Source organism: uncultured Methanobrevibacter sp., from assembly GCF_900316895.1.
Taxonomy (GTDB): domain Archaea; phylum Methanobacteriota; class Methanobacteria; order Methanobacteriales; family Methanobacteriaceae; genus Methanocatella.
In genome coordinates this window covers 1-24,818 of the sequence record NZ_ONER01000025.1, presented here as the reverse complement: position 1 = coordinate 24,818, position 24,818 = coordinate 1, and the positions used below count along the sequence as shown (strand labels likewise).

30 protein-coding genes and 1 tRNA gene are annotated in these 24,818 nt (G+C 36.3%); 3 read left to right on the top strand and 28 right to left on the bottom strand.

Annotation, left to right across the window (positions count from 1 at the left end; genetic code table 11):
• Nucleotides 1-336: 336 nt before the first annotated feature.
• The gene (locus QZN27_RS04435; protein ID WP_296784214.1) at nucleotides 337-1,158 is read left to right on the top strand and encodes a nicotianamine synthase family protein; all 822 of its coding nucleotides are present in this window, start codon (nucleotides 337-339) and stop codon (nucleotides 1,156-1,158) included.
• 344 nt (nucleotides 1,159-1,502) lie between these two features.
• On the opposite strand, the gene QZN27_RS04430 is transcribed toward QZN27_RS04435, so the two are convergent.
• The 22 genes from QZN27_RS04430 to QZN27_RS04325 form a co-directional block, all read right to left on the bottom strand.
• On the bottom strand, nucleotides 1,503-1,907 hold the full coding sequence (locus QZN27_RS04430; protein WP_292604264.1) for a hydrogenase iron-sulfur subunit: 405 nt from the start codon (nucleotides 1,905-1,907) through the stop codon (nucleotides 1,503-1,505).
• 10 nt (nucleotides 1,908-1,917) lie between these two features.
• Nucleotides 1,918-3,063: a Coenzyme F420 hydrogenase/dehydrogenase, beta subunit C-terminal domain gene (locus QZN27_RS04425; RefSeq protein WP_296784219.1), complete on the bottom strand. Its 1,146-nt coding sequence runs from the start codon at nucleotides 3,061-3,063 to the stop codon at nucleotides 1,918-1,920.
• Nucleotides 3,064-3,070: 7 nt separating this feature from the next.
• Nucleotides 3,071-4,084: a molybdopterin-dependent oxidoreductase gene (locus QZN27_RS04420; protein WP_296784208.1), complete on the bottom strand. Its 1,014-nt coding sequence runs from the start codon at nucleotides 4,082-4,084 to the stop codon at nucleotides 3,071-3,073.
• Nucleotides 4,085-4,759: 675 nt separating this feature from the next.
• Nucleotides 4,760-5,740: a short chain isoprenyl diphosphate synthase IdsA gene (gene idsA, locus QZN27_RS04415; RefSeq protein WP_296784205.1), complete on the bottom strand. Its 981-nt coding sequence runs from the start codon at nucleotides 5,738-5,740 to the stop codon at nucleotides 4,760-4,762.
• A gap of 13 nt (nucleotides 5,741-5,753) precedes the next feature.
• Entirely contained in the window at nucleotides 5,754-7,097 is a 1,344-nt protein-coding gene (locus QZN27_RS04410; protein ID WP_296784203.1) for an RNase J family beta-CASP ribonuclease, read from the bottom strand.
• 3 nt (nucleotides 7,098-7,100) lie between these two features.
• On the bottom strand, nucleotides 7,101-8,147 hold the full coding sequence (gene fni / locus QZN27_RS04405; protein WP_296784201.1) for a type 2 isopentenyl-diphosphate Delta-isomerase: 1,047 nt from the start codon (nucleotides 8,145-8,147) through the stop codon (nucleotides 7,101-7,103).
• 3 nt (nucleotides 8,148-8,150) lie between these two features.
• Nucleotides 8,151-8,951: an isopentenyl phosphate kinase gene (locus tag QZN27_RS04400; RefSeq protein ID WP_296784198.1), complete on the bottom strand. Its 801-nt coding sequence runs from the start codon at nucleotides 8,949-8,951 to the stop codon at nucleotides 8,151-8,153.
• Nucleotides 8,952-8,955: 4 nt separating this feature from the next.
• The gene (mvk, locus tag QZN27_RS04395; RefSeq protein ID WP_296784195.1) at nucleotides 8,956-9,918 is read right to left on the bottom strand and encodes a mevalonate kinase; all 963 of its coding nucleotides are present in this window, start codon (nucleotides 9,916-9,918) and stop codon (nucleotides 8,956-8,958) included.
• Between the two features lie 9 nt (nucleotides 9,919-9,927).
• Nucleotides 9,928-10,776: an AmmeMemoRadiSam system protein B gene (gene amrB, locus QZN27_RS04390; protein WP_296784192.1), complete on the bottom strand. Its 849-nt coding sequence runs from the start codon at nucleotides 10,774-10,776 to the stop codon at nucleotides 9,928-9,930.
• A 9-nt stretch (nucleotides 10,777-10,785) separates the two neighbouring features.
• Nucleotides 10,786-11,388, bottom strand: a complete 603-nt coding sequence (gene rpsB, locus QZN27_RS04385) for a 30S ribosomal protein S2 (RefSeq protein WP_292888383.1) — start codon at nucleotides 11,386-11,388, stop codon at nucleotides 10,786-10,788.
• 15 nt (nucleotides 11,389-11,403) lie between these two features.
• Nucleotides 11,404-11,598 (bottom strand): 4Fe-4S binding protein, encoded by a 195-nt coding sequence (locus tag QZN27_RS04380; RefSeq protein ID WP_292888386.1) that lies wholly within the window; start codon nucleotides 11,596-11,598, stop codon nucleotides 11,404-11,406.
• A 12-nt stretch (nucleotides 11,599-11,610) separates the two neighbouring features.
• Nucleotides 11,611-12,861, bottom strand: coding sequence for a phosphopyruvate hydratase (gene eno / locus QZN27_RS04375; protein WP_296784189.1), 1,251 nt, complete (start codon nucleotides 12,859-12,861; stop codon nucleotides 11,611-11,613).
• A 131-nt stretch (nucleotides 12,862-12,992) separates the two neighbouring features.
• On the bottom strand, nucleotides 12,993-13,190 hold the full coding sequence (locus tag QZN27_RS04370; protein ID WP_292604238.1) for a DNA-directed RNA polymerase subunit K: 198 nt from the start codon (nucleotides 13,188-13,190) through the stop codon (nucleotides 12,993-12,995).
• A gap of 50 nt (nucleotides 13,191-13,240) precedes the next feature.
• Nucleotides 13,241-13,411, bottom strand: a complete 171-nt coding sequence (locus QZN27_RS04365; protein WP_042694539.1) for a DNA-directed RNA polymerase subunit N — start codon at nucleotides 13,409-13,411, stop codon at nucleotides 13,241-13,243.
• Between the two features lie 44 nt (nucleotides 13,412-13,455).
• The gene (locus QZN27_RS04360) at nucleotides 13,456-13,857 is read right to left on the bottom strand and encodes a 30S ribosomal protein S9 (protein ID WP_296784186.1); all 402 of its coding nucleotides are present in this window, start codon (nucleotides 13,855-13,857) and stop codon (nucleotides 13,456-13,458) included.
• A gap of 16 nt (nucleotides 13,858-13,873) precedes the next feature.
• Nucleotides 13,874-14,296 carry a 50S ribosomal protein L13 gene (locus tag QZN27_RS04355; protein ID WP_296784217.1) on the bottom strand — a complete coding sequence of 141 codons (423 nt, stop codon included), beginning with the start codon at nucleotides 14,294-14,296 and terminating at the stop codon, nucleotides 13,874-13,876.
• A gap of 15 nt (nucleotides 14,297-14,311) precedes the next feature.
• Nucleotides 14,312-14,677: a 50S ribosomal protein L18e gene (locus QZN27_RS04350; protein WP_296784183.1), complete on the bottom strand. Its 366-nt coding sequence runs from the start codon at nucleotides 14,675-14,677 to the stop codon at nucleotides 14,312-14,314.
• The gene (locus tag QZN27_RS04345) at nucleotides 14,677-15,480 is read right to left on the bottom strand and encodes a DNA-directed RNA polymerase subunit D (protein WP_296784180.1); all 804 of its coding nucleotides are present in this window, start codon (nucleotides 15,478-15,480) and stop codon (nucleotides 14,677-14,679) included. Before QZN27_RS04345 ends, QZN27_RS04350 begins: the two co-directional genes overlap by 1 nt.
• A 15-nt stretch (nucleotides 15,481-15,495) precedes the next feature.
• Complete coding sequence (locus tag QZN27_RS04340; protein ID WP_069574667.1) at nucleotides 15,496-15,888, bottom strand: 30S ribosomal protein S11; 393 nt, start codon at nucleotides 15,886-15,888, stop codon at nucleotides 15,496-15,498.
• An 11-nt stretch (nucleotides 15,889-15,899) separates the two neighbouring features.
• On the bottom strand, nucleotides 15,900-16,439 hold the full coding sequence (locus tag QZN27_RS04335) for a 30S ribosomal protein S4 (RefSeq protein ID WP_292604230.1): 540 nt from the start codon (nucleotides 16,437-16,439) through the stop codon (nucleotides 15,900-15,902).
• 59 nt (nucleotides 16,440-16,498) lie between these two features.
• Nucleotides 16,499-16,948 carry a 30S ribosomal protein S13 gene (locus tag QZN27_RS04330; RefSeq protein ID WP_296784176.1) on the bottom strand — a complete coding sequence of 150 codons (450 nt, stop codon included), beginning with the start codon at nucleotides 16,946-16,948 and terminating at the stop codon, nucleotides 16,499-16,501.
• 173 nt (nucleotides 16,949-17,121) lie between these two features.
• Nucleotides 17,122-17,206: transfer RNA gene (locus QZN27_RS04325), tRNA-Ser, on the bottom strand.
• Nucleotides 17,207-17,408: 202 nt separating this feature from the next.
• Here QZN27_RS04325 and QZN27_RS04320 point away from each other — a divergent pair.
• Together QZN27_RS04320 and QZN27_RS04315 are read left to right on the top strand one after the other, a co-directional pair.
• Complete coding sequence (locus tag QZN27_RS04320) at nucleotides 17,409-17,966, top strand: LemA family protein (protein ID WP_296784173.1); 558 nt, start codon at nucleotides 17,409-17,411, stop codon at nucleotides 17,964-17,966.
• A gap of 12 nt (nucleotides 17,967-17,978) precedes the next feature.
• Entirely contained in the window at nucleotides 17,979-19,751 is a 1,773-nt protein-coding gene (locus QZN27_RS04315) for a DUF2207 domain-containing protein (RefSeq protein ID WP_296784170.1), read from the top strand.
• A gap of 24 nt (nucleotides 19,752-19,775) precedes the next feature.
• On the opposite strand, the gene QZN27_RS04310 is transcribed toward QZN27_RS04315, so the two are convergent.
• From QZN27_RS04310 to QZN27_RS04285, 6 genes are all read right to left on the bottom strand, one after another.
• A complete protein-coding gene (locus tag QZN27_RS04310; protein WP_296784167.1) occupies nucleotides 19,776-22,073 on the bottom strand; it encodes a transglutaminase domain-containing protein in 2,298 nt (765 codons plus the stop codon).
• Between the two features lie 13 nt (nucleotides 22,074-22,086).
• Nucleotides 22,087-23,052, bottom strand: a complete 966-nt coding sequence (locus QZN27_RS04305; protein ID WP_296784165.1) for an RNA-guided pseudouridylation complex pseudouridine synthase subunit Cbf5 — start codon at nucleotides 23,050-23,052, stop codon at nucleotides 22,087-22,089.
• A 68-nt stretch (nucleotides 23,053-23,120) separates the two neighbouring features.
• A complete protein-coding gene (locus tag QZN27_RS04300) occupies nucleotides 23,121-23,342 on the bottom strand; it encodes a 50S ribosomal protein L14e (protein WP_292608596.1) in 222 nt (73 codons plus the stop codon).
• Entirely contained in the window at nucleotides 23,343-23,864 is a 522-nt protein-coding gene (gene cmk / locus QZN27_RS04295) for a (d)CMP kinase (protein WP_292608594.1), read from the bottom strand.
• Nucleotides 23,864-24,130, bottom strand: coding sequence for a 50S ribosomal protein L34e (locus QZN27_RS04290; RefSeq protein ID WP_292608590.1), 267 nt, complete (start codon nucleotides 24,128-24,130; stop codon nucleotides 23,864-23,866). Before QZN27_RS04290 ends, cmk begins: the two co-directional genes overlap by 1 nt.
• A gap of 116 nt (nucleotides 24,131-24,246) precedes the next feature.
• Complete coding sequence (locus QZN27_RS04285) at nucleotides 24,247-24,816, bottom strand: DUF106 domain-containing protein (RefSeq protein ID WP_296784160.1); 570 nt, start codon at nucleotides 24,814-24,816, stop codon at nucleotides 24,247-24,249.
• Between the last annotated feature and the right edge of the window lie 2 nt (nucleotides 24,817-24,818).

The following is a 24,818-nucleotide window of genomic DNA, read 5'->3' as shown; positions in this document are numbered from 1 at the left end:
AAAACAAAGAAATTTCTATATCGCATTTCTTCAAATCATTGAAAATTCATTTCCTTGATAAGATAATTCAAACATGTTACTTTGATATATAGAAATTTCGACACTTAAAAAACAAACCCAAAAACTGTATTGATACCAAAAAATGATTCCGGAGAAATCTGGAATCATTAAAATATTAACTGATTTTTCCGATTAACACCTAAAATCACTTCATAAATTTTTATATTTTTCAAAAAACATTTGAGTATTACTCTCACCCCCCTCCGAGTAATATTAAATTGAAAAAAATTAAAAGCTTATTTAGTATTAATGCAATATACAATCATAGTGATTAAAATGAGCTGTTGGAAATACTGGCCAAAAATCGAAGAAATTGCAAATAAACTAGAAAATTACGGTATTGACTCTTTAAATGACATGTCTTCCCTAAATGATGTTGATTTAGGTGAAATAACCAAATTATTGGATGAAATTGAGGTTATTGCACATGATGAAACAATAGATTTCGATTCAGCGAAACACATTTTGGATGATGAAAAGATGAATAACGCACTGAAACTGATTAGAAAATTCTACTTATACATCGGTGCCAGATTGGAAACAAGCAATGCAATGGAAATAATCAAATCAGATGATCCTAAGGCAACCCTAGACACATTTCATTTCTATGAAAGATATCAGGGCCTTCTTACCAATGAATCCAAACTGGCACATTGGCATGATGACAAGACCTTCGTTTTTGTAGGAAGCGGCCCTTTGCCATTGACATTGATACTCTTTAGGGAAAAATTCGGATGCAAATGCATAGGTATTGAAATCCAGGAAGACGTGGCGGAATTATCCCGGGAAGTTATCAAAAAATTAGGCCTTGATGACGGCATTGAAATCCTAGTCGGGGACGAAACACTGCTAAAGGATATTGACTTTGACATTTTGATGGTTGCAGCATTTGCCGAACCTAAAGAAAGGGTATTTGCAAACGTTTGGGAGATTGTTGATGAAAAAACACCAGTTCTGGTCAGAACATACAGCGGTATGAGAGCAATCCTTTATGCCCCATTAACTGACACAATCCTTAGAGGATTCCATAAAGAGATAATGCTACTTCCAATAGGAAATTCAAATAATACAAGCGTATTGCTTAGAAAAGTAATCTAAAAAATTTCTTTTCATTATTTTTAAAAATAAAATATAGCTATTAAAGTGATGGGCTTCAATAGCTATTGTAGACAGTAAATGAAACCTACATGAAACTCATATAACTCTCATTTTTTTAATTAATCTTCCATATTGATGGAGAAAAAATTAAACTACCAATCGGTAATGCTCAATCAACAGTTTAAGGCAATGATGATAATATCAATATAGAAAAATTAATCTGAAAAATAATCAAATATTCGCTATTTAACTATCTTTCTAACATCAGCAACGAATCACTGATGTTGGAAAGATAATTAATGAAAGTAAATAGCGTGAGCCATTTACTTTCTTGACATATTTGATTAGTCTAATTCCAATGGCCCAAGCTTATTCAATTCCTTGCGGAATTCCTCCATTGTCCTTTGGAACTTTTCACCTTCAGATGCTGAAATCCATTCATGACAGAATCTTTCCTTTTCGATTCCGAATTCCTCAAGAATGTCTTCAACAATTTTTGACCTTCTGGACCATTTGTAGTTACCTGCATCATAATGGCAATCACCAATGTGGCAACCTCCTACAAACACTCCGTCGGCACCTTCCTGAAATGCCTTGAATATCATGGAAGGACTGATTCTTCCAGAGCACATTACACGAATAATTCTGATGTTTGGTGAGTATTGCATACGTGCGGTTCCTGCGGTATCTGCTCCACCATAACAACACCAGTTACATAATAAACCTACAATTTTTAAATCGTCTGCCATCAAACCACCTCTATAATTCTGTTTTTTCCGGACTGTATAATGGAGGTTTGATATCATCAGAAACTCCAGCTACATAGCCGGTCCTATTAAAGTATTTTTTCTGCAATTTATCGAAAATCAATGATACTGGAATGTCCATTGGACATACATCGTCACACTGTCCGCAATCAACACAGCTGAAGCTCATGTGGGACAGCCTTACTCCCTGGAATGCAATCGGGGTTGGAGGAATGTTTGTCTCATCCTTGAAGTATGGCTTGTTCAATTCGCAGTTTTCAAAGCACCAGCAAATCGGACAGACATCACGACATGCATAGCAGCTTATGCAACGGCTCCATTCGTCCATTTCGCTGACAGTAGGATAGACTGCATTTTGAACCTTATTGGCCATCTTAATCATGATGCCTTCAACTTTAGCTCTTCCGTCGATAGCTCCCTGAGCAGGGGTTTTGGTTTCAAGGATTCCTGCCTTTTTGGCACCGTCAATCAATTCCTGACCTTTTTCATCATTTATTTCAATGAAAGTCCAGCCGTCCTCAGCCCCCCAGTTACCGCAGGCAAGGTTCGCCTTTCTTGGGATTTTGACATCACATCTTTGGCAGTTGGTACGGCGACCGTATCCCTCATTTTCAAGGTCATGGATTTTGACTGCCTCTTCGGAACCGTCTGCAAGCTCGATGATGAACTGACCCTTGTCGATTTCTTCGCTTATGACATCATCAGGGTCTGCTTCATAGAAAAGATCAATCATCTTTCTGCCGCTTACAGGTGACACTGTTCCTCCGCAGTTCAAACCGATTACATAAATGTTGTCCCTCTTAATTTTGTGTCTTGTAATAAGCTCTTCTATTGCCCTCATGTCGCAAGGCTTTGCTGTCACTGCCACTTTCTTGTCAAAGAAGTACTTTTGCACAAGGTCCCCGATCATTGTAGGGGCGCAGTGATAGGAACCTGCAGTCTTTATCAGATCTTCAGAATCAGTCACAAAAGTTGGAACACCATCGTAAACATCATCACAAGGACTTATTGCCAATACGCCATCAACTATTCCTTCATCAAGCAGATATTTGAGAATGCTGGTTACGGCACCTCCGCATTCACCCGCTTTATGAATATCATCATTTTGAGATTTAGCTAAAACATAACTCATATTAATCACCTGCCTATCCGTTTAATTTTTCAATTACCTCAATTTCGCTTAAAACATCTGATTCAATTGCAGCATTGAAAGTTTGGGTCTCACCCATTGCATTAACAAATGATCCGTCTTTTTCAAGCCATGTTTTAATTGGAACAACAATGTCTGAAATTTCTGTTGTCTTGTTTGCACATGGGGCAAAACTGATTATTTTAGAAATTTTTGAAAAGTCAAATTCCAGTTCGTCAACAATATCGTCATTAAATACCAGAAGGACTTTAGTGTTGTCCAACAATTCGAACATTTCATCTTTTGATTTTGCATCCAAAATGTTTAATGCACCTTTAGTGTTAGATTTACTGAACACAGGCAATATTTTGCAATTGAGTGCCTCGATTTTAGCCAAATCATCAGCATCATCAACCTGATTAAATATTACAACAGAATTTTCATCGACCTCGCCTTTGCAAGCGTCTAAAAATTCTCCAACGGATGCATTGAAACATTCGTCCGCTATGTTAGATGTTACGGAACTTTCAGCTTTTACGAATGCGAAAATCTTAGCTCCATTCTGTTTTGCATGAACTACTCTTCTTCCAATCAATGGGTTTTCATATAATAGGTCTCCAATGACAAAAACCTTTTGAGCATTTTCCACATCATCATAAGAAGCAACTTCGTCATAATTTTTCAAGTTATCTGCATAAAAACCGATATTAAAACCATTAGATTCTGCAAATTCTTTAATTACCTCAGTTTCTTCAATTGTATTGTTACCTGAACAGATTACTGTAACGTTTGAGGAATCTGCGGATTGCAATTCTTTTTTAATATCCCCAATCAATGCATCTTCATCAACATTTTCAAATTTGTTTAAATAACAATCAATAGAATTTCTTCCATTCAAACAATTTTTTCCTGCGTTAACAGGGTGTCTTTTATATGGGAATGTTCCCACAACTTCTCCCTCATTTAAAACAACATTAATACCGCAACCGACGCTGCAAGATGGGCATAAAGTGTGCTTAATCTCCAACATATTTTCTCTCCAAATTTTATAGAGCATCAGAATATTTCACAGCATTAACCAGAACAAATCGAAATTTAACAGATTTAAAGTTAAACTATTACAAGATTTTAAAACAGATTCACATATCACTTACCGGTTTAAGCACAACATGAATTTTTATGATTAGCATCTTGACTTCGATTTTGTTCTAATTATTGTAAATTATTCGTATTACTCTGAACAATTTATAATTAGTCAAACAAAATTATCCAATTGAATGAATAACCTAATAATAGATATTATATTACTAAATATATAAATATTATTAAAATATCTGAGGCATTTAATAGATTTAAATTTAATATTACTAACAATAAATACTTATTATAGCATTATTTTGTTAATCTACTATTTAAATAGTAAAAATAAGATATTTTAATATATCAAATAACTAAAATAACTTTTAATATTCGAGAAATTAAAACAATTAAGAATCGTGATAAATCGTTAAAAATAATGATAAATTATTTGGATTTTCCCAATGATTTTTTGCAAATTTCAAAATGAAAAATGTTCAAATTTAATACGAATACTGAACTTTAAAATTTTGAAAAAATGGTTGCTCAAAAATCAATTGCAATTTTAGTGAAAAAAATGAGGATACAAAAATACTAAAAATGAAATAAAAAAAAAGCGAGAGAAAAATTATACGTTTCTCTCAAGTACAAAATCTGCAATGTCAACAAGTATCTGTTTAGATGAAGAGTCGTCCAATATTTCAAGTACTTCTTTTGCTTTCATCACAGATTCTTGTGCCAAATTGCGAGCATATTCAATAGCACCACAATTTGTTAAAATCTCAATAGCTTCATCTATCTCATCTTGAGAATTATTGTCAGCTTTTAAGATTTCAAGTAACCTATCATCATCAGCACTGGCCAAACCGTTGATTGCAATAATGGTCATCTTGCCTTTGCCGATATCTGAACCGATTGGTTTTCCTAATGTTTCCTCATCGGAAGCAAGGTCAAGATAATCATCCTGAATCTGGAAAGCAAGTCCGATTAAACGACCATATTCATACAATGCATCAACCACTTCATCGTTTGCTCCGCCCATGATGGCTCCAGCCTTGGTGGCGGCTGCAATCAATGCACCGGTCTTTTTGAAAATCATTTCCATGTATTCATCTTCGGTTACATCGAATCTTTCCTCAAAGCCCATGTCCAATGCCTGACCTTCACAGATTTTAACGCATGCATCAGCAACGGTTGCCAAAGCCTTGTTGTTTTGCTCGGAACTTGTTCCTTCAGAACAGATGATAATCTCAAATGCTTTAGAGAATAATGTGTCTCCGGCAAGAATTGCAACATCATCGCCCCAAACCTTATGGACAGAAGGCATTCCCCTTCTCATATCATCCTGATCCATGATGTCATCATGAATTAGGGAGAATGTGTGAATCAATTCAATGGCTGCGCCTGCTTTAAGAGCAGATTCACGTTTTCCGCCAACAGCTTCAGCAGTTATTAATGTTAAAGCCGGCCTTAACATTTTTCCTCCAGCACGAGTTAAGTAAACTGACGCTTCAGCCAAATTATCTGGAGTTATTGTAGCTAACTCTTCCTCAATTGTTTTTGTAATGTCTGTTGAATAATTTCCAAGTACTTCTTTTACATCACTCATAAATAATCCCTCTTTAACTTCTAAAAACTTGTGCTTGAGCATTCCTTAAAATATGGATATCATATCCGATTCTGTAACCTTCCTCTTCAGCAAGCTCAGCATAAGCTGCAAGCATTGATAAGTCTCCGTGTGCCGGTATGATATGTTGTGGTTTTAACATACGTAAGAATTCTCTGTGGTCTTCTCTTCCAGCGTGTCCGGAAACGTGAGCATTAGGATAAATTCTTGCACCTTTTACCTTCAATCTCCTTTCCATAATGTGCCTGTTAGCAGCATTGGTAGGGTTTGGAATAATAGGTGCTGAAATAATAACATTATCTCCTTTTTTAATGTTGAAAGGAGTTCTTCCACTGGCAATTCTTGGAAGCAATGCATCAGGTTCTCCCTGGTGCCCTGTAGTTACAAGCAAGTAGTTTGCACGGTCTTCATCAGCTTTCATTAATGCCTTATTGACTGCCTTTGGAGATCCGTAAATGCTGGCATTTTCAGGCAACTTTAAAATACCCAATTTCTGTGCAATACCGCAGAACCTCTCCATTGAACGACCTAAAAAGAATATTTCCCTGTGACTCTTTTTGGCAATATCTGCAATGGCCTGTACACGTTCGACGTGAGATGAAAATGTGGTAACAATCATACCTGTCTTTTCATACAGTGGCCCCCTCATCACATCTTCCAATATGTTTTTTGCAACCCTTTCTGAGTGGGTTTTTACTTCATCAAAGTTTTTGGCATTAGTTGTTTCAACTATTAATGCAAGGACTCCTTTTTTACCCAATTCTTTTAATCTCTTGTAATCAGGTGGCGGAGATACCTTCTGATGGTTATCAAATTTAAAATCAAGTGCATATACAATGATTCCCTCAGGAGTGTGCAATACCGGAAATACTGCCTGCGGGATACTGTGTGTTGACTGTACAAATTCCAATGTGATATCCTTTGAAAGCTTTACTTTGCTTCCAGGGTTTAAGACCTTGATTGGATTTGATACCTTAAATTTGCGTTCCCCTTTAATCTGTTTTTCTATCAAAGCAGCAGTATATGGTGTTCCGATTAATGGTGCATCGTATCTGTGTGCAAGTTTAGCGACTGCACCGATGTGGTCCAAATGACCGTGGGAGAATACTATTCCCTTTACTTTACCATCGACATCCTTCATCAATGTATCGTCCGGAATAACTCCCCTTTCAATCAAATCTAAACTGTGCATTCTGTCGATATCAGTGTCCTCGTGCATACTGATCCTGTCTAGGTGAATTCCCATATCAAAAATAACAACATCATCACCTATGCGGACAGCAGTCATGTTTTTCCCGACTTCCTGATATCCCCCTATAGCGATAACTTCTACGCTCATGTTTCATCTCCTTGAATAACTCTTTGTGTTAATACCTCTTTCATTTAGCCATTCCCTTGTTTTTCCACGAATGACCAAATTAGATTGTTTCAATTCTTCAATATTATTTGCTCCAACTAAAAACATAGCAATTCTTAGTGAATCATTAAATCTATTAATAAATGTGTTTAAAGCTTCCTGAGAAGCAGAATTCTTTAAAAACGGCAATGCCATACCAACAGCATCTGCTCCAAGAGCAATGGCCTTTGCAGCTTCAAGACCTGTACGAATACCTCCTGATGAAATAACCGGAACGTTGACTGCATTTGTAACTTCAACAGTGGAAACTGCAGTTGGAATTCCCCAGTCCCAGAATATTTCTCCCAGGTATCTGTCCTCTGCCCTGTATGTTTCAACAGCGGCCCAACTGGTTCCTCCAGCTCCTTCAATATCAATGAAATCCACACCTGCTTCAACTAATGTTTTAGCTGATTCGGCGGAAATTCCACAGCCTGTTTCCTTTGCAAGAACCGGAATATCAACTGTGTCGGTGATTTTTTCAATCAAATCGGTATATCCCCTTGCATCCAAATCGCCTTCCGGCTGTATTGATTCCTGAAGAGGATTTAAATGAATGGCAAGGATATCAGCATCCAATATTTCAACCGCTTTTTGAGCCAAATTAAGTTGGGGAGCTCCAATATTTCCAACAAGCAAACAGTCAGGTGCATTTTCACGAACTACACTATAAGTGTCTGCAAGTTCAGGATGTTCACAAGCTGCCCTTTGAGAACCGACTCCTAAAGCAATTCCATTATTTTCAGCAGCAATTGCCAATTGCCTGTTAACTTCTTTAGCCGCAGGATGGCCTCCTGTAATAGCTGTAATAAATAAAGGTGAGTCTAATTTCTTACCGAAAACTGAAGTTGACAAATCAATTTCGTTCTTATCAATTTCCGGCAAAACATTATGGATCAGTTCTATATCTTCAAATCCTGTGGTTTTGTCCTTAAACTCAACATCATAATTTTCACAAATTAATAAATGCTCCAATTTTCTATCTGAAATCATGTGTTAATTTCCCCTTGAAATTATTGTTCCTTTAACTGGCTTATTTTCCAATACTTTGAAAATGTTGTCTTCGACTTCGGCATTTATTATTTTAGATTCAATTCCTAAATCTGCTAAATATAAAAGTTCTTTAATTTTTCCAACCATACCGCCTGTTACATCGACATTGGTGGTTCCCTCCAGGGTATCCAAATCCTCAAGTGATGTGAACTTGTCAAAAAATACAGCGTCATCATGTGTTTTAGGATTCTTGTTGTAAACTCCATCGACATCAGTTCCCAAAATGACCTGGTCGGGAGTGAGATTTTTGGCCAAGTACTGAATTAACTGATCGCCTGAAATGACGCAAAATTCCAAATCATTATCCAAAACAACGTCACCATAAATTACAGGAATAAAACCTTTTTTGAGATAATTTTTAAATAAGTCAAGATTTCCATCAGTTATTCTCTTGTTTGTAGCAGTGATGAAACCTGATGCCGGAACGGCAATAACAGGCAATCCTTCTTCAATGAAAGCTTCACAGATGAACATGTTCAATTTTTTGACTTCATTTTGAATTTCACAAAACCCTAATCTCTTTTCAGGATATTGTGACTCATCAAATTCCTCTCCGATTTTATGTTTCTTTGCAGGAGGATGTCCGAAAGAACCCGCACCATGAACGATGACCAGCTGTTTAGCTGATGCATCCATAGAAGCTTTGATTTCAGATGCAATTCTTTTAAGGCTCAAGGCATCAACTTCGCTTTCCTTGGAGTCCTTGTTTGTTAAAATACTGCCACCAATCTTTAAAATAATCATTAAATCACTTATAAACCCTTGAAGAAACTCCCTTTCGAGTAAATCTGATTTTTAAAATGTTATCATCACGGTCAATAGCTTCCGCAACTTCTTCGACTTTACCAGGACAAAGGGCAATAATACTGCCCCCTCCACCGGCACCAGTGGTTTTGGCTCCAATGGCTCCGGCTTCTCTTGCATTATATACCATACGAGACAATTCCAAAGTGTTAACACCTAAAGTATCTAAAAAGCCATGATTAATGTTCATCAATTCGCCGATTTTATCGAAATCCCTTTTTAAAATAGCCTGTTTTGCATAATTGGTCAGGTTACCCATTGATGTGATTACAGGATTAATGATTTTCGGATTTCTGTCCTTACGATTTTTGACATCCTTTACCATCTTGCCTGTGTTTCCATGCTTGGTGGTATAACCTACAACAAACGGAACATTAAAATTAACGTTAAAGTGTTCAACCTTTTTGTTTCTTGATAAATAGACAAGTCCTCCGTAAGTTGAAACTAAAGTATCCAACGGACTTGCAACCCCCTGAACGGCTTGCTCGACCATATGAGCATCATGCGCAAGGGACTGTTTGTTAAAACGAATGTTATGATATCTGTATAATGCAGCAAGGGTAGCTACTGTAACTGCTGCGGATGATCCGAGACCTGAACCAATAGGAACATTGGAATTCAGGGTAATGTCTATTGGAGTATGGTCATGTACTCGATAAAGAGACTCTAAAATATATCTAATAATACCTGGTTTTCCCTTAAGCAAAACATATTTTTTATGTTGTGTAAGTAATTCAGCTTCAAAACCAATGTCTGGAGCTCTAAAAATAGTAGCATCATCTTCTGATGGCTTAATGGTAATATAAGCTCTTTTGTTGACTGCTCCCGCTATAGCAGGCTCGCCATAAACTACAGAATGCTCACCAAATAATATTGTTTTTGCCGGAGCAGAGGCTTTAGCTATCATAGATACACCTTATTTAAAAACACCTGAAGCATAACCCACTACTGACGTGAAATCCCCAGTGACATCACCGCTAGTCCCATAAGCCAATATTTCACTAGTGTGTTTATCACACCTTTTGGAAAGGGACATGGTGGCCATTACTGGAGCATAACCGCACATGGTAATGTTATACTGGACAACTTCCTCAAAAAGTTTGAATTCATTCATTTCCTCAATATCCTCAAGGACGAATCCATCAACCTTATTTGCCTTTTCTTGATTATTGAAATGGGACAAGTCAGTACTTGCAATAACACAATAGGATCTGTTTAATTTATTTGCAGCTTCAAATATTGCATTGGACAAATCAGTTGAAGTTATAAAATCCTGTTTTCCCATTGTGATTGGAACTATCTTGAAATCAGAAGAAAAGTATTGTAGGAATGGCAGCTGAACTTCAATGCTGTGTTCACGGATATGGGCTGAGAAATCTGCAGATGCAATGTCTGAAAACTCAATGATGCTGTCTGCAAACTCATTATCTACACACACATTACCTAAAGGTGTGATCCATTCCCCTTCGTTGAATACAGATATTTCACTACCAAATCCAGTATGGTTAGGACTTATAATAATAAAAACTTCAGGAAAACCATTCTTAACGATTTCACAATAGCCATGAGAGGCTATCGGACCAGAATATTGATAACCTGCATGAGGAACCATAACATTGATAGGGTACTCTTTTCCGTCGAATGATTCGAGATTCGGCATGTAACCAACACCGGAATCATCCAAAAAGCAACTTTCAATAAGTTCTTTTAGTCTATCTGGGTCATTTGGATAAAATGCCCCAGCTACAGCAGGTTGTCTTAACATCTAACTCACTTAAAATTTAAGTTCGAATTCAGTTGAATCAATATCAAGGTCACCGTCTTCTGGGATGTCTCCTCTTTCTCTTAAGATTTGTCTTGCAAGTAACCAGTAAACTAAAGCGATAGCTTTTCTACCTTTGTTGTTTACAGGTACAGCAATATCAACAAAACTGAGTAAGTTTTCAGTATCACATAATGCAACTACTGGAATACCGTTTTGTTTGGATTCTAAAATCGCTTGTGCATCTGATCTTGGGTCAGTTACAACAATGATTTTTGGTTCAATGAATTTAGCATAATTTGGGTTAGTTAAGGTACCTGGGATGAATCTGCCAGGAATGGTTTTAGCACCGGTTAATTCACCGAATTTTTTAACAGGAGCTTGACCGTATTGACGGGTAGCTACTACTAAAATATCTTCAGGGTCGTATTTTGCTAATAATTTTGCGATTTGTCTGATTCTTTCATCAGTTTTTTGAATATCTAATACATATAAACCGTCAGATCTTACTCTGAATATGTATTTTTCCATGTCACTAGTTTTTTGCTGGGTACCAATGTGTAAACCAGCTGCTAAATAATTATCTAAGTCTATTAAAAGTTCTTCATTTACCATTTTTTCACCTACAATTTAAAAGTCATCTTCAATTTTAATACATTCATTAGGACAAACGTCCATACATACTTCACAATAACTGCAATCTTCAGGATTGTTTATTGTAATTTTATCTCCTTCAAGGACCAATATTTCCATTGGGCAAACGTCAGCACATTCAGCGCAGTCAGCACCATCACATTTATCGTAATCAAGAATTACTTTTGACATAATATCTCTCCCCTAATTTTTAAATTTGCCCATTCTTGAATTTGGAAGTTTCTCTTCTATACGAATAAGCTCATTCAATTTAGCTATTCTTTCCCCACCTATGGCTCCGGTCTTAATCATCGGAGAATTAAAACCGACAGCAAGATGAGCGATAGTATCATCAGTGGTTTCACCTGAACGGTGTGAAACAACAGGCACAATACCATTTTCCTTAGCCAATTTTACGGTAGCAAAGGTTTCAGATAATGAACCAATCTGATTTGGCTTGATAATAATTGCATTAGCTGTATTCATTTCAATGCCTTTAGCTAAAAGCTCTTTATTAGTTGTGAATAAATCATCTCCACAAACAAGACATTTGTCCCCAACCTTAGAAGTTAATTGAGCAAATCCTTCAAAGTCAGATTCGTCAAATGGGTCTTCTACATAAAACATTTTGTAAGTATCAATGATTTCCTTTACGAAATCGATTTGATCTCCGGTATCTCTTTTGATACCATCATGAGCATAGACATATTTCTGCTCATCTGCATCCCACATTTCAGATGCAGCCATATCCAAAGCAGGCCTGATTTCGATACCTATTTCATCACCAACTTCCTCACATGCCTGAGCTTGAATTTCAAGGGCATCTGCGTTGGTAATGTTTGGCACCCATCCGCCTTCATCTCCTTTTCCACCAGTGAAATTGGAGTCTTTGGATTGAATCAGTTCTTTTAATTTTTTGTGAATAGAAGCATTTGCAAAAATTCCGTCAACCATATTTGTGGCTCCAATAGGAACAACTAAGAATTCTTGAATATCTGGAGCATTAACACCTGCATGAGCACCACCATTCATCATATTGCCTAATGGATACGGCAATTCATTTATGAAATTACCTCCAATGTATTGGTAAAGCGGCATGTTATAGGATGATGCGGCAGCTTTAGCTACGGCCATAGAAATAGCAACAGTGGTGTTGCCTCCAATAGCGGCTAAATTATCAGTGCCATCAATTTCTTTCAATACTTCGTCAATAGTAGCGACATCACATGCATCCATTCCAATAAGTTCAGAAGCAATCAAGTCTTCCATTTCACTTACTACAATGTCAACCCCTCCTTCAGGGAAGGATACCACTTCTCTTGAACCTGTACTTGCCCCACTTGGTGCAGCTGCCCTTCCGAAACCATTCCAAGTGATTACATCAACCTCAATGGTCGGATTGCCTCTGCTGTCCAAAATCTTTCGGACTTGGACGTCTTCTATTATACTATTCAAAAAAACACCTCAGTGTCATTCAATTTATTACCAACCAACCTATATTTTGAAAAAATTAGTAAGTTTCTTTATAGAGTTATGTTGGTATTTACTATTTTTTTTAAATAAATTTTAGAGTAAATAGATAAAATCTATTCATCTCTAATAACATCTAATGGTAAAACTCCAGCCTTGAGTTCTTCATATGCTATGTCAATTGGATCTAGGGAATCAGTAATGTCCACTAGAGGTTTTGCACCCATAGATATTTGAATTGCTCTAGCACCAAGAATTCTGGCTCTTTCAAACCTTGTTAATTTTTTTTCAACATCCATGAATATTACTTCCATTTTTTAGGCATTTTACCAAGATTATTTTTAAAAAATATCCCTACAATTGTTTATTCCCATGTTTCAACATGAGAAATCAACATTCTTCTACAACAGTATCTAGTTAAACCTAAATCATCTAAAACATCTTTAGATTTTTCACCAGCTGCTACTCTTTTGTTATATTCATCAAAGTAAGCTGATACAGGTTTTCCGCAACTTAAGCATCTTATAGGAATCATTTATATCATCTTTTAAATTTAAATAAAATTTAAAGGTACAGAATTTATCTGTAACTTTTTTGTTTACGTGCTCTTGCTCCAGGACCACCGTATTTTTTAGGTTCGGAACGTCTTGGGTCACCTACTAACATGGTTCTGTCGTAGTGAATGAATTTTTCTTTTAAATCCATATCCTGAGACCATTGTACGAGTCCTTTAGCAATTACCATACGTGCAGCTTCAGCTTGACCCATTACTCCGCCACCAATAACGTGGATATTGATATCCACTTCATTAGCTAAGTCTCCAGCTAAGGTTAATGGTTCTTGTAATTTTAAGTTAGCAAGCTCAGGAGAATAAAGTTCTAAAGGAACTTTGTTAATTCTAACTTTACCGGTTCCTTCACGAACAGTACCTCTTGCGATAGCTGTTTTACGTTTTCCACTAGTATGAATAACTTTAACCATAATAACACCTACTTATCTAAAAGGTAGCTCCTAAAAGTTTGGAGATTTCTCCTAATTCGATACCTTTTTTAAGATCTTTGTATTCTGCTTCAGGAACTGCAGTGAGTTCAGCATCAGCATATTCAGCAGGTACGCCAACGAAAGCTTTTAAGCCTTTGTATGCTGTTTTACCTTTGGATTTTTTGAAAGGTAACATTCCTCTTACAGTTCTTCTAAATATATCATCCGGTCTTCTAGGATATTTTGGACCTAAGTCACGAGGGTTGGAAATACTTGCCCTGTCAACTCTTTGTTTGTATTTAGCATAAGCCCAATCCTTGTTACCAGTTAACATAATTTTTTCAGCGTTGAGAATTACTACTTCTTCGCCTTCTAAAAGATTTTTACTAGTTATACTAGCTAATCTTCCTAAAACGCATCCATTACCATCAATAATCATCATAACACACATCCCCTATTCCATAATCCTTATGTTTGATCCTTTAGGATTACTTTCCATAATTTCGTCAATTGAGATGCATTCTCCACCAGCACTTTCGATTTTTTCTTGTGCTTTAGCTGAGAATTTTAATGCTACAACATCTACTTTGTTTTCTAAATCACCATTTGATAAAACTTTACCCGGTACTAAAACAGTTTCACCAGCTTCAGCATGTCTTGCAATATCAGACAAATTTACTTCAGCGGTTCTTCTATTAGACCTTTCAAGTCTTTGTGCAACATCTCTCCAAATAGCTGCATCTTCATTTCTTGATTGTTCATAAAGTTTATTAATAAGTTCAATAAGGTTAGGATTTGTTTTTACTACTTTCTTAACCATTATTTACTTCCTCCTTCTTCACTAAATCTGATAAACTTATCTGCTTTTTCACCTAATACGTCACATGCTTTTAATAAAACTTCTTTAGGAGGCATTGCTCCATCAGTTTCGATTCTGAAAATAAAATCATTTGGCTTGAATCCGACATTAATGTAACCATTGTCAGAAGCCCTTACGCAGCTTTTACACATGGCACAGTCTTCAATGTCCAAGATTTTAATCTTTTTAGATCTTCTGTCTGATTTTAAAATACCTCTAGGACATGCCTGAGCACAATCGTAGTCGATTTCAACATCCTCATTGAAAGTTATTTCAGGATATTGCTTGTATGCGCATACGGTTGTTGGTATCCATTTTGCATGTTCTTTTCCGTAACCCACTTTAGCTACTGCTTCAATGTTGAGTTCTTCTCCTTCTTTGAGTTTTACTAAAGGTATAGTGTCGTATACTGGTTTAATTTTTGAGTCTGAAGATATTAAATCCTTAGAATAAACAACTTTAGGTCCCACTTCATTTAAATGAAACATTATTCCGTTAGAATACACATCCCAATCATCATCTTCAGGTAATGATAATCCTTCGAGAGCATCCAAATCAGAAACTAAAGGAGTTAAACCAAGCCTATGAGCAAGTACCTCATTAAACATTGCAGAATCATTTCTGATAATATTGACATCTTCAATAGCTATTTTTGGAACGTTGACCATTGCAACCCTTCTGATAGCATTAATAAAAGGCACTTCTGCATCACGAACAATGAAAACAATTTCATTTTCGCTTTGACTTTTTACTTCTATCTCCATATTAAACCCTTCCGCTTAAACTCTTCTTCCTCTTTTACCACCAGGTCTTCCAGTACCGTCGTGAGGAATAGGAGTAATATCTTCGATTTTTCCTATTTTAATTCCAGCTCTTGCTAAAGCACGAATAGTTGCTTGTGCACCAGGTCCTGGACTTCTAGGTCCATTACCACCAGGAGCTCTTACTTTAATATGTAATCCAACAAATCCTTTTTCTTTAGCATCATCAGCTATTCTAGTTGCTGCAGCCATTGCTGCGAATGGTGAAGCTTGTTGTCTGTCAGCACGTACAACTTTTCCACCAGACCATTGAGAAATAGTCTCAGCACCAGTAATATCTGTTACAGTAATAATAGTGTTATTGAATGATGAGTAAATATTAGCTATACCCCATTTTTCATCTTTTGCCATAGTTACACCCTTTATTCTTCTGTATTAGCTTTATTTTCTTTACCTTTGTTGTACTCTTCAATTTGTTTTGCTACAGGTGAAGAGCGGTAAAATCCAATTGCATCTTCTTGACCGTCTAATACTACATAACTTGGTGAATTGATTTTTTTACCATTTAAAGCTATGTGACCGTGTACAACAAACATTCTTGCTTCTTTAGGAGTACGAGCTAAACCTTTTTTGTACACAATAGTTTGTAATCTTCTTCTTAAGATATCTTCAACATTTAAATCTAAGATATCTTCGAGAGCTGCGCCTTCTGGCAAAACACCGGTTCTAGCTAAGTGTCCTAATAATTCTAATTTTTCTTTAACCATCTGATCAGCACCGAAACCAAGTAAGTACCTTGCTTCCCTACTGTATCTTCTGACTAAAGTATCAGCTTTCCAAATTTCTTTTTTGTTTTTAAGACCGTATTTAGTCATTAATTTATTTTCATTTTTAATTCTTTCCGCATTCCAAGGATGTGGTGGTGTATTATACTTTTTCCTTGATTTTCTAGGTTGTCCCATTAAAACATCTCCTTATAAAATTGAATTTCGATAATTTAATTTATAAAAAAAGCTCTTGCCTATCCTCTTGAACGTTTTACACCAACAGTAGAACTTTTTCTGAAAGTAGACTTGGTTCTTTGACCTCTAACAGGTAAACCAACTTCATGTCTTCTACCTTTGTAGCTTCTGGTCTTTTTCATTCTGTTTAAATCATCTCTTAAAGTCATATCAAGATCTGATTCAATTAAGTGAATGTTTTCACCAGTTTCATAGTCTTCTCTTCTGTTTAACATCCAAGCTGGAATGCCGAAGTCGAGAGGGTTTTCTAAAATTTCTTCAATTTTTAAAACATCTTCGTCAGCAATGTATCCGATTTTAGCTTCTAAATCTAAGTCTAAAACACGACACATAGTTTTAGATAAAGAGATTCCAACACCTTTGATTTCAGTTAAAGCTTGTTCAATGGTTTTGTTACCATTAACGTCCTTTCTTGAAATACGGACTAAATGTTTGAATTCGTCTTCCATTAAATAACCTCCATTTATAGAGCGAACCTACGAGACGTAAAATATAGATTCGAATGTTTTGAATTTCAAAACACAGTTTTTTCAACAGTTATAAACTTAGCGTATTCGCTAAGAGTGCAATAAATATCAGTTTAACAAGTATTTTTATTAATTAATATCAAAAAACTAATAAACGCCGAGACTGGGATTTGAACCCAGGAGGGCTGAACGCCCACGAGATTTCCAGTCTCGCGCCTTACCAGGCTAGACTATCTCGGCATTAAAATAGTTAGCAATACTTGTACATCATATTGTCTAGAATAATATGATATAATAATATATTTACATTACCCTATATAAAGGTTTGCTTAAAAGTGAGATTTTTGAAAAAATCAGTGCTGTACATATAATTTATAATTCGCCATTAATAAATGGCAAAGTATATTTTAATCTATTATAATAGTTATTATTAGGTGATAAAATGGATTTGTTATTAACAATAGTAATTATAGTATGTCTAATTATTATCATTGGAACATTTATACATATGTACAATAACCTGGTTGGACTTAGAAACCGTGTGAAAAACAGTTTAGCACAAATCGACGTTCAGCTAAAAAGAAGAAACGATTTAATACCTAATCTTGTAGAAACCGTAAAAGGATATGCAGGACATGAGAAAGGTGTTTTAGAAGAAGTGACAAAAGCAAGAACCGGCGTCATGAATGCAACAACCGTTGAAGAAACAAGTGCTGCAGATAACCAACTTACCGGCGCTTTAAAAACATTGTTTGCAGTTGCTGAAAACTATCCTGACTTGAAAGCCAACAGCAATTTCCAACAATTGCAGTCTGAGTTAAGCGATACCGAAGACAAGATAGCTTACGCAAGGCAATTCTACAATGACGTTGTCCTAAAATACAACAACACATGTCAACAATTCCCAAGCAGCATTATGGCAAAATTATTTGGATTTAAAGAAGAAACATTCTTCGAAGCACCTGAAAGTGAAAGAGCAGTACCTGAAGTGAAATTCTAGTGGTGAAATTATATGAATGTTAAAAAAACATTTACTATAATTTTACTTTTTTTATTATTATTTTCAACATTTTCAGCAGTTGCAGCCGACGATGACAGAAGCTACACCATTGATCATGCATTTGTTGACCTAACCGTTGAAAATAATGGCCTACTGCATGTAGATGAGAGGTATGATTATTCATTTAAGGGGCAATTTAATGGAGTATACCGAGACATTCCATTGAAAGCTGGAGAGAGCGTAGAAAACATTAATATCTCCGTTGACGGAGCTTATGCCTCACATACGGTAAGCGATGAAGATGGAAAAAAACATCTGAAAATCTATTTATATTCCGATGAGGGGCATACAAAAGGAGTTAAAGATTGTGACGTATCAGTTCATATCAGCTATGATATGAAAAATGTTGTTACCCTTTTCAAGGATGTAGGTGGACTTCAATACAAACTCTGGGGAGATGAATGGGACGTTGGTGTCGGAACCGTCAACGTAAAAGTCCATTTGCCTGGAGATAAAGGCAATGAATATTTCCTGAATCCTCAGGAATTTAATGTTTCAAGCGAATTGAACAAGAATACAATTACCGCAAAAACATCAGACATTCCGAAAGGCGATTATTATGAACTCCTTGTATTGATGCCATTGAATGACTTCCACGATGCAACAAATGCAAAGCATGTCGATTATGACGGTCGGGAAATGATTATGAAAAACCTCAACGACAGTGTCAACGGACGTAATTTCTGGAATGCAACATACGTTATTTTAGGATTGCTATCCCTTTTAAGTCCTATCGTTGCAATATTCACTTATCTCATTTATGGAAGAGAGCCAAAAGTGATGGATGATGGAATATATGAGAGGGAACTTCCTACCGATGATCCGCCGGAAGTGGTAAATGCGCTATATTCTTCAGGAAACGTTGGAACTCCTAATATGGATGGATTTGAAGCTGCAATTCTGAATCTGATTGATAAAAAGGTTTTGAGTATTGAAACCGTAGCCGATGAAGATACCGAAACCAAGGATTTATTCATAAACTTCAGCGGAAACACCAGCGAACTCAAATCAAATGAAAAACAGGTCTATGATATCCTTCATCGCTTTTCAAATAATGACAGGTTGAATTTATCTAGCTTAAACTCAAGATTATCAACCGAATCAAATGCGAAATGGTTTATGGGCCAATATAATGATTGGCAAGAGAATGTAAGTGCTTCTTTGGAATTCAGAACTGATAAAGAATTTGATTACACAGGCACAACTATTATTGCAGTGCTTGGTGTAGGAGGATTGCTCTTTGGAGTACTTCTGGCCGTTTTAGGAGTATGGACAGAATTGAAATCAGGAATCTATTCAATTGCAGGAGGAATATTTTTAATCCTATTTTCCCTTCTGATTATGAAATTGGATGATGATAAATTTGGAAGATGGACTCCTGAAGGCCGTGTGAGATATCTCAAATGGAAAAACTTCAAGAAGTTCCTAAATGACAACAGTTTAATTAAAGAACACCCTCCAGAATCAATAGTTATTTGGAAAAAGTACCTGATTTATGGCACGGCTCTTGGAGTAGCTGACAAGGTTTATGATGCCATGAAACTTCAGGAACAGGATATCGACAAGTATGATGCGGATATTTTCATGTATCACCGTTATGGAGGATCATACATGATGCACAGTGCAATAATGAGTGGACAATCAACAATGAGCTCATCTTCAGATTCCGGTGGCTTTGGTGGCCTCGGAGGAGGATCCGGAGGTGGAGGTGGAGGAGCTTTCTAGCTTTTCCATTTCTTTTTATTTTTTTTAGAACGGCAAACTTGCATATTTGTTATGCAGAGTGTAATGCTTGTTATTCCAGTTTTTTATTTTTCCCAAAGAGTTTCTATATGAAATTGCATCTGCGCCAACCCAATTTTTCCCGATTTTTACCTGAACCCAAACGTGTCCTGTAACGTCACCGTCACTGAAACGGCATGTTCCGTGAACATATCTTGCATTAAAGCCCGCAGTCCGATACATGGCAACAAGCAAATGAGAATGGTCAACACAATTTCCGCTCTTGCGGTTTAATGTGCCTGTTGAACCGTATTTGGTATCATAATAATAGCTGTAATCCAGGGTATCCCTTACATAATTGAAAATGGCTCTAGCCTTGTCGACTTTACTTTTCAGCCCTTTAGTCAATTTTTTGACCAATTTCTTAATCTTTTTAGTTCCAACCTTACAATGGCTGGATGATTTCTTGTATGCCTTTGAACCCTTTGCGTTCTTTTCATTGATTCCGTTGCGGAATTTGGAAAGTTTAACCTTAACCGATTTGGAAGCGGAGCTTTCAAGATGATTGTTATTGCCCTTGAATTTGACTGAAACCTTATAGTTTCCAATAGCGACATGGGTCTTGAACTTTGCATAGCCTCCTGATGAAACGGTTGAGGAATATGTTTCCCCGTCAATGGTCAACTCAATGTCTCCTCCTGAAAGATGCTGGCCCTTCAAATTAGTTGCCAACACTTTGAAAGTTTGGGTATTGTCCTTGTAGGACTTTCCGCATTTCCAAGTTAATTTGGATGGGCTTCGTTTGAAAACATCTATATTGAAAGAGCCTGAAGTTCCATTGAATATCGAATCACTGTCGGTTTTATAGCTAACGACATATTCGCCAATGTCTAAATTGATTGGTATCGATACAATGCCCTTGCTGTCTGTGGTTTTTGCGTATGTCTTGCCGGCAAGGGTTAACTTTACAGTTTTTCCAGCTAACGGAACGCCTCCTGCATTATAAGACACTTTTAATGAAGTGCCTGCACCATAACCGAAATGGGTTGTGCTTTTGACTGTGATTGAAGTCTGGGTTGTGTCAAATATTGTAACTGACCTTGTTAACTTTGATGCCTTGAAGAATTTGTTTCCATCATATTTGAATTGGACATTGAAAATTCCCTTCTTAAACGAGGACAAATCCATGGACGCAATACCGTTTGCATCGGTTTTTCTACTGTATGTCTTTTTGTTGATCTTGATTTTAATTATTTTTCCGGCATTTGAACTGTCTGCCAATGCTGTTGACAGTTTTACTGTAATTACCCTGCCCTTATCCTTAGGATAGAATGTGTAAGATTTGGCGGATAATTTAGTTGAGGCCTTTTTCTTATAAATCTTAATGGTATTGGTTTTTGACAGACCATCCTTATTATAACAGACTATCTTATAGGTTCCTTTCTTAAGCTTTTTTAAGGAAATGCTTATCATCCCGTTGGCATTTGTCTTGACCTTGTGGGTTTTGCCCTTTAATTTATATTTGACATAGGTTTTGGCCAGCGGCTTTCCGTCACTTCTTAAAAACTTTGCAATGAATTTCTTGTTTTGGCCTTGAACCTGCTTGATGTCTGATGAGCTTAGTGTCGGAAGAATTAAAAAGTTGGTTGTTATCGAATAGCCCATAAGAGGATTAGTGGAAACTATCTTATAGGAACCCGGATTGAAATTCATTGCCAGATTTGCAAATCCATTTCCATTTGTTCTGACATTATATTGCTTGCCGTTGACTGTTATGGTGACCATGGTATTTGCCAAAGGGTTTCCATGAGTATCAAAAAACTGTGCAGAAAACGGAGTGCTGGATTTATAATATTTTGAAATGTCGCTTGCCTTGATTGTCGGCAATACATTGAATGTGGAAGTCAGGTTGCAGATGCCATAGTCATCATCCCCACCGAAGGATGCAAAGATGGAATATTTTCCAGGAGCCAAAGCCAAATTGACATTAGCAACACCATCATTATCAGTTACAGCATCATACTTGACATTATTTATGAGAAAATCAATAGTCTTATTTGCCAGAATAGATCCTGAATTTGAATCCTTCAAGGTTACGCTGTAGGAACCCTTATAATAAACATTATCGGACTGTGAAACCATCTCTGTTTGATTTTTATCATTTTCATTTAACGAGTTGATATCAGAGTCTACACTATTAACCTGAGATGAATTTTCAATTTGAAGCGGAATATCATCTGTTGAATTAATGTCTGCTGCATTAATTGCACTAAGAGAAAAAATAAAAATCACAGCGAATAAAACAAATAATATTCTCTTAGCCAAGTTATCAACCTCGTCATTTCCAGAATCTTGGATAGGTATCCGGTTTCATTAGAACCTTATTAACCTTTACCGCAAAACCAGAATCCGCTTCGAGAATCTCATTGGATGTCAATAATGAATTTCCTGCACCGACCAATTCACCCTTAAGGGTTTCAATTGCTACAATATCATTCTTTTGAATGTTATCTGCCAGTTCTGCAATTCCACCATTGGCCAAGTCTGCACCATGACAAACCGCATCAACAGCAGAATCCTTAATTACGATTTTTGGCAGGTAATCAGCGGCCCTTTCCATAGGCATTATCGCATCACGCAGGAATGACTCGTCACCATCTTCCTTCCAGAAGTGATATGCATCTGTAACATCCTGCAGGGTCACCAATTTGTTTTTCTCATTGAATGAACCCACCTGTGTTCTTCTAAGCTCAGCCATGTGAGCTCCAACACCTAATGCCTCTCCAATGTTATGACAGTATGTCCTTACATATGTCCCTGCTTCACAGCCAATTCTAAAGAGAACATCTCTCCCTTCAATCTCATAGATTGTGGAATAGTAAATGTTACGTGTCCTCATTTCACGCTTTACAGCTGATTTGACCGGAGGCAATTGGAATATCTTGCCTGTGAATTCCGCAAAGACTTCACGAATCCTTTCTTCATCAACATCCTGATGGAAAGTCAAAAGACAGACATATTCCTTTGGAGCAGTAAGTAAAAGTTGAATTGCACGGGTTGCATCATTCAATCCAACCGGCAAAATCCCGGTTACTTTAGGATCCAATGTTCCGCCGTGGCCGGATTTTTCCAAGTTCAAAATACGCTTAATCCATGAGTCTATTTCATGAGAGGTCGGACCTGATGGCTTATCTAAATTAATTACACCTTTAGAAATATATTCATTAATCTCTCTGTCTTCAGGTTTGCAGCCGAATTCCTCTGATGTAAAACTTTTAGACTTTGTCACCATGTTAAACTTCATGAAAAAAACCTTAAAAAATAGTAAATAAAAAAAGTTATGAATAATTTTGTCAATTATTCACATTGAATTTATAAGTCAGCTAAAGCTGCTTTAATAGAGTCAATGTCACCAGAAACATCGATAGAATCTTCGGTTGGTTCTAAGTGAGCAATGTTACATCTTCTGTTTTTAACTGCTTCACCAACAACTTCTACAAAGTTTTCATCGATAATTTCAACGATTGCACATTTTTCGCCAGCTTCTCTACCAGCGATTTTAACACATACTCTACCTACTTCGATTGATGCCATTTATATCACCTTTAATGTTTGAATAATGATTTCAGATACTTTTTCAGGATTGAAAGTACCAGTATTTATAACTATATCATAGACATCCATATTAGAAATGTCTATATTATGGATTTCCATGTATCTTAAAGCTTCACTTTTCTCACGAACAATGATTTCGTTTTTAGCCACTTCAACAGATTTATTTTCCCTATCTGATATCCTTTTGGAACGGACATCAAATGGAGTCACTAAACAAATCTTCAAATCAGCATTATCAACAAAAAATGCTGATAGTCTCCCTTCAATTATAAGATTTTCTGCTTCTTTGGCTTTTAAAGCTTGCCTTTTATCAATTTCTTTATCAATATCATCATTACCTTCAGCAAACTCACTAAATTCAAGAACACTCATACCCCTTTCTGCAGCCATTTCTCTAAATACAAAACCTGCAGAAATATATGGAATATCTAACTTTTTACTGAGAAGCTCAGCAGTAGTTGTAGTTCCAGTTCCAGCTAATCCGCCAATAGTAATAATCATTATTTTCTAGCCTCGTTTTTGAAAATTTTACGAGCACAACTTGAGCATAAGTACCCACCATATGGACGGTTAGGTCTTTTAGCTGTTTTTGATAATTTTCCAATTTCATATGGACGTCCGCGAGGAACACCATGTAAGACTTTACCACATTCAGCACAAACATGCTTAGATGGTTTTTTCTTTTTATATCTTAAAACATTATCTCCACCAGGAGTGTTTTTATGAATTCTTTTATATGATCTTGATCTAAACCTATTTTCAGGCATTTAATCACCTAATAATTAATTTAATAAAATTTAATAATTGTGTAATAGCGTATTCAATATAGAATACTACAATATATCTTTTTCATCATTAATAAATGTATGTTTAAAAGGTTGATTTAGAACCCTTGTTTGAATCCTAAGAATTTTCTTATTATTTGACTCATACCAAAAGTACATATCATATACCATAATAACCAACCAATACCGTATGGAATTGTTGCTTTACCACCATATAAAAATTGACCAATAAAATGCCAAACAGGAGTTAAAGTAACCCAGTATACAGTTTTAGGTAAAATAATAACTAAGTCATGAATTGCTGAAGTTCTCATCCAGAAGAAAATCAAAATAATTGGAACAAAAGTTACAATCATAGGTTTGAATTGACTGGACATCATTTTACTTTGCATTTGCATCATGTCAGACTGTTGAGCCTGAAGTTCAGCAACTCTTTTGCCATCTCCCTTCTTTTGAGCTTCTCTAAGTTCACTTTGGAATTCTTTCATTTTTGCTTGCACATCATTCATCTCATCCTGATCGACCAGATATTTATTTGCAATTGTTGTAATTAATGAAACGATAAATGCAATTATCAATACAGTCAAAGCAGGATTAGCCGGATTCGGGTCCATAGCGAGAATTGGATTGAAAACTGAATTCAATGCTTCATAAATCATTCCCCATATAT